This is a genomic window from Sulfuricurvum sp. RIFCSPLOWO2_12_FULL_43_24 (assembly GCF_001829605.1).
Lineage (GTDB): Bacteria > Campylobacterota > Campylobacteria > Campylobacterales > Sulfurimonadaceae > Sulfuricurvum.
Map to the genome: position 1 here is coordinate 1 of NZ_MIBT01000012.1, position 8,928 is coordinate 8,928.

An 8,928-nucleotide genomic window follows, 5' to 3' on the forward strand; every position below is an offset into this window, starting at 1 on the left:
CCGAAAGACGCCTCAGTAACGCTGGGACCGGATGCCACGGGTGTTGGCTGGGTATACCAATACGCCCTTACCTCCACGACATTAAATCTAGCCGATATGCGAAGTTATCAAGACTATTTTCTCCGTTTCGGACTGCTTTCAGTGCCGGGTGTCAGTGAAGTAGCAAGTGTCGGAGGATTCGTCAAAAATTACGAAATCACCGCAGATCAAAATGCGCTGGTTAACTACAATCTCTCCATCCTGGATATCTCAAATGCCATAGAAAAAACGAATGTCTCCGATGGAGCGCGGGTTGTGCTGCGAAATGGGTTTGAAAATATGGTGCAAACCAGCGGATACTATGCAAACGAGGAGGAGATACTTAATACACCGCTCCTTGCCAACAATGGTCTCTCCTTGAGTATACGCGATGTTGCAAGCGTAAACCTTACCCCCTCGGAGCGAAGAGGAGTTGCGGATCTAAACGGAGAGGGCGAGACGGTAGGGGGTATCGTTATCGCCAGAATAGGAGAAAATGCCTATAAAGTCATAGCAGATGTCAAAGAAAAGCTAAAAACACTTACCGGCCCGGATGTAACAATCGTACCCGTCTACGACCGAAGTGAATTAATTGAAAAAGCGGTTGATACCCTCAAAAGAGCCCTTATCGAAGAAGCGATCGCTGTCGCCATCATCGTTGCAATTTTTCTCGGACACACAGGAAGTATTGCCGTTATCGTCCTCACCCTTCCGCTTACTATCGGGCTTACTTTTTTAGCGATGACATCGTTTGGAATGAGCTCGAATATCATGAGTCTCGGAGGAATAGCCATTGCGATAGGTGCCATGGTAGATGCGTCCATCGTCCTCGTTGAAAATGCCCATAAGCATATCATTGAAAAAAGGAAACAGGGGCTAGCGCTCACCTATGCCATCAAACTTGACGCGATATTAGAAAGCTCAAAGCAAGTAGGACGTCCGATCTTCTTTGCACTCATGCTCGTTATCGTAAGCTTCATGCCGATCTTTGCCCTGACGGGTCAGGAGGGAGCGCTCTTTTCGCCAATGGCATTTACCAAAAGTTTTGCTATGCTTTTTGGTGCCATTATCGCCATTACCCTCACTCCGGCACTAATGAGTATATTTTTAAATGATAAGATTAAAGCCGAAGAAGATTCACGGATAAACAGCTTTTTTATAAAGCACTACGAGACTTTACTGCGTAAAATTATGGGCTACAAAAAGACGGCTTTAATACTATTTATCGGCACTATGGTGCTCTCCTACCCGTTATACAACACTCTTAAATGGGAGTTTATGCCTAAACTTTCCGAAGAAGTTTTCATGTATATGCCTGTTGCACCTATGGGTATTAGCGTCGATTTGGCATCAAGTATTACCCAGAAAACAGACCAAATTATCAAAAAATTCCCAGAAGTCCAAACCGTATTCGGTAAAGCCGGACGAGCGGATACGGCGACCGACTCCGCTCCCCTCGCGATGATAGAAACCATTATCACGCTAAAGCCGAAAGATCAGTGGAGAGCCGGAATGAGCGAAGAGAAGCTGATGGAGGAGATGGACAAAGCACTTCAAATCGAAGGGCTGTCAAACTCATGGACCTATCCCATCCGAGGGCGCATTGATATGCTCATTACGGGTATTAGGACACCGCTTGGTATAAAAGTTTACGGTCAAAATTTTGAGGATATTGAAAAATACTCGAACGAAATCAGTAAAGCGCTCAACAAAGTGGAAGGAAGTTCGGCAGTATTTGCCGAAAAGGCGGCTACGGGATATTATCTCGATATTAAACCCAAGGACGATATGATAGCCCAATACGGGCTGAACAGAGACGAAATATTCAAGACTATAGCACTAAGCGTAGGTGGATCAAGTGTTTCCACGATGATCCAAGGAACACACAGATACCCTATATCTGTAAGGCTGGATGCCTCAGCAAGGGGTGACATAGAAGCGATCAAAAACATCCTCATCAAAACCGAATTAGGACAACATGTTCTCTCGGATTTCGCCGACATCAGCTACATAGAAGCACCGGGGGAGATAAAAACCGAAAAAGCGCTGCCGGTCGGCTACATCTATATCATGCCAAAAGAGACGATAACCCCCTCTGAGTATAAGCAAGTAGCACAAAAAGTGATAGAAACAATCAACGTACCGCAAGGTATCCGGTATGAATGGACAGGACAGAGTGAATATCTCGAAAGCGCCAAAAAAACGCTGATTCTTATTGCTCCGATCAGTCTGCTTCTTACCTTTATGCTGATTTTCGCCTCGATTAGGGATATACGTCTTACGGCGCTCGTCTTTTTTACCCTTCCGTTTAGTTTCGTAGGCGGTCTGCTTGCTGTAAAGCTACTGGGATTTTCTATGAGTATCGCCGTAATAGTCGGATTTTTAGCCCTTCTTGGAGTTGCGGCAGAAACTGCCATCGTGATGCTTATATACCTCAAAGAAGCCGTTGATGAAAAAAGAGTGGAAGGCAAAAGAGAATACGTTTCATTGCTCAATGCGTGCATAGACGGTGCGGCCAAGAGAATACGGCCTAAGCTGATGACAGTTTTTAGTCTTATGGCAGGACTTATGCCATTGCTCTACATCAAAGGGGTAGGAAGCGAAATAATGGGACGAATAGCGGCCCCAATGCTTGGCGGATTGATCACATCGACATTATTGACCTTAATTCTAATTCCGATTTTTTATCTTTGGATTGTCAAGAAAGAGTTTCTAAAGGATGAGAAACCGAAACCATAGAAGCACTATCCCTGAAAAAGTTAGAGTCTGTTATGCTTTACTTCCCATTGATCATCCGCGATACCAAACCGCTTTGATCTTTTTTCTCGGCAAGTACCACGCCGATGATATGGAGTGCGATGAAAGCAAATATTGCCCAGCCTAAGACCAGATGTAATGTCTCAACATTCTCTTTGGCTTCACCGGTAATCTTGTAATAGAGCGCCAAACCGCTGAGAGACATAATCGCCATCACCCCATATACCGCTCGATAAAGGAGATATACCTTTTGCATGGCAGGATTATCATCGAACCCGAATCCGTTTTTGACCACTATCGCCAATCTCCATACTAATAAAACGGCAACCGCAATTCCTAAATAGATGTGCCAATCCCACATCGGAGAACGGACTGCTTTACCGATCATTACTGCCTGCTCATCGGTAATAATACTACCGAGTTCCGCCATTTTGGCTTGTACAATTGCACCGATATTTGCCTTGTGCATAACACTCTCTCTCAACACAACGGTGATAAAAAGTCCGAATAGTGCAATGGCATTCAACCAATGCCAGATTCTAAATGAGGGTGAAAAATGGCGCATAACAACTCCTGTTTTAGTTTTTCTATTATAGACGGATTAAGATACTGGAGTGTTAACACTTTGTCAATCTGAAAATGATTATTTTTAAAATTTTGTAGAAATTATTTAGCATAATTAATTTAGTTTTTCTTATAATATACGAGTGTATGATTTACCCATCCAGAATCAGGAGTTCCTTATGAAACCTCTACTTATCGCCCTTAGTTTTTTGACTATTACAGCATTCGCTTGCTCTAACCCTTCCAACAGTTGCAATGGGAGATATAAGAATCCACCCCCGTTGATCGAACCGATCACCTATGCATTAGATCAAATGGGGATGGGAGACAACGGCGATATTCGAACCGCTATCCATCTCTATAAAAAAGAGGTCCGTTTATTAACCCCTTCGATCCCTACCGAAGCATTCCAAGGGGGAAATTTCAATCCGGGAGCTTATGCACTAAACTCGCCCGATGCAAAAGCACTCAAAGCGCAAATCGATCTCTTTGACACCATCTATCTGGTTTTAAATGATGAGCAAAAAAAACAATTTCCGGCCCTCATAGGGATGTATCAACACCATATGAAATTTATCACTTCCCCTCAAATGTGCGACAGTGCGAAAAAAGGGTGTGATAACGACAAAAGCAAATCGTGCGGAGCAAAAAGTTGCGATACCCCTAAAAGTGTCAAACCAACTCCAAAACGCTAAGACTCGATATGGTATAATCGCGCCATTATTTAGACCCTTAAAAGGTAACTCTTATGCGCCAAACCATTACTGAAAAAATCTTCTCCGAGCACGTCGGACGCACCGTTTATGCCGGTGAAATCGTCCGCTCACCGATCGATATGGTCATCGGAAACGACATCACCACCCCCATCTCGATCAAAGCGTTCGAAGATTCGGGTGCAACAAAGCTTGCCAACCCTGAGGGGTTCTCCATCGTTTTGGATCACTTTATCCCTGCCAAAGATATCGCATCAGCGAACCAAGCGCGCATCAGCCGTGATTTCGCTAAAAAATATCAAATGAAACACTTTTTCGATGAAAAAGACATGGGGATCGAACACGCATTGCTTCCGGAAAAAGGGTTGGTTATCCCGGGTGACGTCATCATCGGTGCCGACTCCCACACCTGTACTCACGGTGCATTGGGAGCATTCTCGACAGGGATGGGTTCAACTGACCTCGCGTTTGCAATGATCACCGGAGGAAACTGGTTCAAAGTTCCTGAATCTATCAAAGTAGTATTAAGTGGAAAACCGGGAACCTATACAACGGGGAAAGACATTATCCTCGAAGTTATCCGCATGATCGGGGTTGACGGCGCACTCTACCGCACGCTCGAATTCGTCGGGAGCACGATCCCTTACCTCACGATGGATGATCGTTTCAGTATGTGCAACATGGCGATCGAAGCGGGGGCGAAAAGCGGGATCGTGGCGTATGATGAGATCACGGCAGAGTTCCTAGCCGATAAACCTCTCGCACGTGAACCGAAGATCCATTACTCTGACGAAGATGCAACGTACGTTCAAATCCTTGAAATCGATGTTGCTGCGCTTGAACCTGTTATCGCCTATCCGTTCTTGCCATCCAACGGTCACAGCCTCAGCCAAGCTGTCTCTGATCAGATCAAAATCGATCAGGCATTTATCGGAAGCTGTACCAACGGTCGTTTGAGTGATCTTAAAATCGCCGCTGAAATTCTTAACGGCAAACGCGTTCATCCGGATGTCCGTCTTATCGTCACACCGGGGACACAGCGTATCGCACGTGAAGCGACAAAACTCGGATACATGGATATCATCATCGATGCGGGCGGCGTTGTCTCCAACCCGACGTGCGGTGCATGTTTGGGTGGATATATGGGTATCTTAGGTGATAACGAAGTAGCGGTTGCAACCACCAACCGCAACTTCGTCGGACGTATGGGCTCACGCAGCTCGAAAGTCTATCTCGCCAATTCTGCCGTGGCTGCCGCTTCGGCAATTACAGGATATATCACTGATCCTGCAACCATAAGTTAAGAAATTTTCTCTTAACGATACTTCTCTTCGATCCCAACAAGGGTTCGATAGAGTTTAGCCCCTTCTTCTTTTTCCCCTTTTACATACACCTTTTTCCCATCATGCGCAAAAAATGTGAGTTCCAATGGAGCGGCTGTATCTCCTGAAGCGAGTTTAGCGATGTCATCGGGTGAAATGGTGAAACTGCTCAAAACCTTTTTGGTCATAAAATCGATCTGCGGATAAGCCGCATAAACGAGTTCAGAACAGACGATTGTTTCTGTGGTATTGACGTTGAAATCAAAATCGTATTTTTTCCCGAAATGGCTCATCGCCAAATCAAGCGACGTACGCATCGCATCGCTCTGAAGTCGGTTCGGGCGAAGAACCGCGACATCGTCGATGTTCATAAAATCCTCTACACGGTTCAGGACCACCCCCTCACGAAGCGCTTCGAGGATCACTTTTCCCTCGCGTATTTGATCGAGATGTTTACGAACAAACGGGGTATCAAGCGCTCCCATTTCACGGAGCTGATCATAGGTTCCGATGTAAATCGCCGCATGTCCAAAATGTCCCGGAATCGTTTTATCCGTCAGAGCAAACGGGGTCTTCTCGAGGAGAATATCACCGGGTTTCAGATGTTCTGAGAACTCCGATAGAAACACCCGATCATTGCGCAGTTTACCGCTTCGCCATCGCACCATTCCCATCGTGTTGCCAACCCCTTTGGAGAGGTTAAATTTGAGTTTTTCGACCGTACTAAACGGTAACTCGATCGTTCGGGAGAGCAATGCACCAACCTGATCGGAGATTTGGGTAAAGGCGTTATCCCCTCCGAGTTTTGCACGCATTGCAGAGTGATCGATGTACGCATAAAGAGATTGGATGGCGGGATCGGCTTTCGCAATATGATACGCAATACTTTGGCGGTTTCCCTCAAAAAAACGGATCGCGTCGAGCATGGAAGAACGGTAGGTGAGAGTCGAGGCGCGCATCAGAGAATCTTTATAGAAATTACCCTCTACGCCGTATTCAGGATACGCTTCGTTGAGTTTTTCTCGCAGAGCACTTTTGGAAGCGAACTGTTCCTCCATAAAATGGGCATTATCATAAAGAGTGAGCGCAGCAGCCATCGAGATTAAAATCGACTCGATACGGTCACGGTCATCCAGTGATTCATCGGTACGATAGAGGGTATTTCGATAGCGCAGTGCGTACGGGAACAAGGTGGTACGGATCGCATCGGCTTCTCCGATAGAAGAGGCGATAGAAACGGAAAGGGCGGAGGGGATTGCCCCATTGTGCTCTTTTGTTGCTTTATCCGCCGCTTCTACAAACGTAGGGATCTTTTCTCGGAGTATCAGAGAACGCTGGATCAGGTTCTCTACCACTACCGCGTCATTATGGCGGGCACTATCAACAATATGTGACAGATCCGATTGTGTGTGATCTACACCAAATACAGGGGCTGTTATGATTAATAACGCACATGAAACTCCCATCACCACTCTTTTCATTTCTCTCTCCTCACTTTATAAATAATACTCCCCACCAGTGCCGTTGCTAGCGCGACAATTCCAAACAACCATGCTATGCTGTAGCCCATTGAGAGGATTGCGATCGTTGCCACGGCTCCCAAAACCATAAAAAGTGCGTTTAGAATGTTATTTGCTGCGATGATCCGCGATCTGGCCTCCGGTGCACTTCGCTCCTGTACCAGCGCATAAAGAGGGACACTGTAGAGTCCGCCGAAGATTCCCAGCAGTGTTACATCCGCAACGATCCGCCAGAAATGAGGGTTCTGACTCAAGATACCATCAGGTTCAAACGTCCCGATCCCCAATGCGAAATCGACCCCGGCAACCGCCATCCCGACGGCTCCGGCGACCACGAGAGTGTAGCGAACACGGTGATGGCTTAGCCGTTCACACAGCACCGAACCGATACCGATCCCCAGAGTAAAGAGGGCGAGGATCCATGTTACCGTCCCCTCACTTCCCATCAATAGATCTTTGACGAGGGAGGGAAATTGCGAGAGGAGGAGTGCGCCGTAGAGCCAAAACCACGAGATGGCTAAAATCGCCAAAAAAACAAGCCGATCCCGATATGCCAAAGCGATTGCATCCGTAGTATGTTTCCAAAACCCGAACGCAAACGGCTCTTCACGGCTCGGCGGCGGTGCAGAGGGAATGTAACGGCTAAAAAGATACCCAACTACGGCCACCACCAGCGCACATAATGAAGCGATCACTCCACCATTGGGGATCGCGGCGAGTGCCCCCCCGGCAATCGTACCCAGTAAAATGGCTCCGAATGTCCCCGACTCGATCAAAGCGTTGGCACCGATCAATTCGTTTTCCTTCATATGCTGCGGAATGATCGAGTATTTGATGGGACCAAAGAGAGTCGAGTGCATCCCCATCCCAAATACCACCATCAAAAGTGTCGTAAAGGAATGATTTGCAAATCCTGCCGCTGCAACAATCATCATGATCATTTCCCACACTTTGACGATCCGAGCAAGACGCGCTTTATCGAGTCGATCGGCAATCTCACCCGATAGTCCCGAGAAGAGAAAAAACGGGGCGATAAAAACCGCACCGATCAAAGGAGCGAGAAGTGCGGATGAAATCGATGTCCACTCAGCAGCCTGAAAGGTGAGCAGTACCGCGAGAGTGTTTTTATAGAGATTGTCATTAAACGCCCCTAAAAACTGGGTTCCGAACAGCGGAGCAAAACGGCGGGTTTTGAGGAGATAGAGTGGACCGCTCATGCATCCGCCGCCATTGCTTTGAGGGTGACGTAGTCGGTTTTACCAGTGCCTAGTACGGGGATGGCATCGACATAGACGATTTTGCGCGGGACGGCGATTTCAGGGTATCCGCCTGAGCGGGCGCTCTGTTGGAGAATATCACGCTTCATCTCTTTATCGGTAGTGAAAAGGACGAGGGCTTCACCTCGGCTCTCATCACTTTGAGACGATGCGGCGTGATAGTATGCAGGTGAAGCGCTGAGGGCGAGTTTCTCGACCGATTCCAACGAGATCATCTCCCCCGCAATTTTGGCGAACCGTTTTACCCGCCCCGCTATGCGGACAAATCCCTCGTGATCGATCGTGACGATATCCCCCGTATCGTACCACCCCTCTCCGGCATCGGAACTCGGTTTCTCTAAAAACCCGGGACGATCAGCGCGGAGATAGCCGCTCATGACATTGGCACCTTTGACGTGCAAAATCCCCCCCTCATCGATCCCCGGTACCGGAATGAGTTTCGTCTCAATCCCCGGTAAAACCTGCCCTACAGTGCCGCTGCGGTACGCCATAGGGGTATTGACGGCAATAACGGGAGCCGTTTCGGTCGCTCCATACCCTTCAAAAATCCGTATCCCGAATTTCTCAAACCACAGCTCTTTGACACTCGCCGAGAGCTTTTCTGCCCCGGCAACGACGTATCGGAGGCGGTAAAAATCGTACGGATGGGCGTGTAAAGCATAATGATTTAAAAAGGTGCTCGTTCCGAAGAGTATCGTACATGATCGGTCATACGCAATCTCTGGAATCACCCGATAGTGCAGAGGCGATGGGTACA

The 8,928-nt window shown here is 47.4% G+C and carries 7 protein-coding genes; 3 read left to right on the forward strand and 4 right to left on the reverse strand.

The window, feature by feature from the left end; translation table 11 throughout:
• Positions 1-2,757 (forward strand): CusA/CzcA family heavy metal efflux RND transporter (locus tag A3G19_RS01010; RefSeq protein ID WP_294870134.1); only part of this gene is annotated, 2,757 nt, incomplete at its 5' end.
• Positions 2,758-2,794: 37 nt separating this feature from the next.
• On the opposite strand, the gene A3G19_RS01015 is transcribed toward A3G19_RS01010, so the two are convergent.
• Positions 2,795-3,340: a cytochrome b/b6 domain-containing protein gene (locus A3G19_RS01015; protein WP_294870136.1), complete on the reverse strand. Its 546-nt coding sequence runs from the start codon at positions 3,338-3,340 to the stop codon at positions 2,795-2,797.
• Positions 3,341-3,518: 178 nt separating this feature from the next.
• Between A3G19_RS01015 and A3G19_RS01020 the strand changes: the two genes are divergently transcribed.
• Both A3G19_RS01020 and A3G19_RS01025 read left to right on the forward strand, forming a co-directional pair.
• On the forward strand, positions 3,519-4,034 hold the full coding sequence (locus A3G19_RS01020; RefSeq protein ID WP_294870138.1) for a hypothetical protein: 516 nt from the start codon (positions 3,519-3,521) through the stop codon (positions 4,032-4,034).
• A gap of 53 nt (positions 4,035-4,087) precedes the next feature.
• On the forward strand, positions 4,088-5,356 hold the full coding sequence (locus A3G19_RS01025) for a 3-isopropylmalate dehydratase large subunit (protein WP_015654713.1): 1,269 nt from the start codon (positions 4,088-4,090) through the stop codon (positions 5,354-5,356).
• An 11-nt stretch (positions 5,357-5,367) separates the two neighbouring features.
• On the opposite strand, the gene A3G19_RS01030 is transcribed toward A3G19_RS01025, so the two are convergent.
• The 3 genes from A3G19_RS01030 to A3G19_RS01040 form a co-directional block, all read right to left on the reverse strand.
• The gene (locus A3G19_RS01030) at positions 5,368-6,855 is read right to left on the reverse strand and encodes a YiiX/YebB-like N1pC/P60 family cysteine hydrolase (protein WP_294870141.1); all 1,488 of its coding nucleotides are present in this window, start codon (positions 6,853-6,855) and stop codon (positions 5,368-5,370) included.
• The gene (locus tag A3G19_RS01035; protein WP_294870143.1) at positions 6,852-8,111 is read right to left on the reverse strand and encodes an MFS transporter; all 1,260 of its coding nucleotides are present in this window, start codon (positions 8,109-8,111) and stop codon (positions 6,852-6,854) included. Before A3G19_RS01035 ends, A3G19_RS01030 begins: the two co-directional genes overlap by 4 nt.
• Positions 8,108-8,928, reverse strand: an 821-nt coding sequence (locus A3G19_RS01040) for an AMP-binding protein (RefSeq protein WP_294870145.1), incomplete at its 5' end; no start/stop codon positions are given. The genes A3G19_RS01040 and A3G19_RS01035, both read right to left, overlap by 4 nt.

What these genes read in the sequence shown, in the direction of transcription:
- A3G19_RS01035 (WP_294870143.1), bottom strand. Translation starts at nt 8,111, where the DNA reads ATGAGCGGTCCACTCTATCTCCTCAAAACCCGCCGTTTTGCTCCGCTG.
- A3G19_RS01015 (WP_294870136.1), bottom strand. Translation starts at nt 3,340, where the DNA reads ATGCGCCATTTTTCACCCTCATTTAGAATCTGGCATTGGTTGAATGCC.
- A3G19_RS01025 (WP_015654713.1), top strand. Translation starts at nt 4,088, where the DNA reads ATGCGCCAAACCATTACTGAAAAAATCTTCTCCGAGCACGTCGGACGC.
- A3G19_RS01030 (WP_294870141.1), bottom strand. Translation starts at nt 6,855, where the DNA reads ATGAAAAGAGTGGTGATGGGAGTTTCATGTGCGTTATTAATCATAACA.
- A3G19_RS01020 (WP_294870138.1), top strand. Translation starts at nt 3,519, where the DNA reads ATGAAACCTCTACTTATCGCCCTTAGTTTTTTGACTATTACAGCATTC.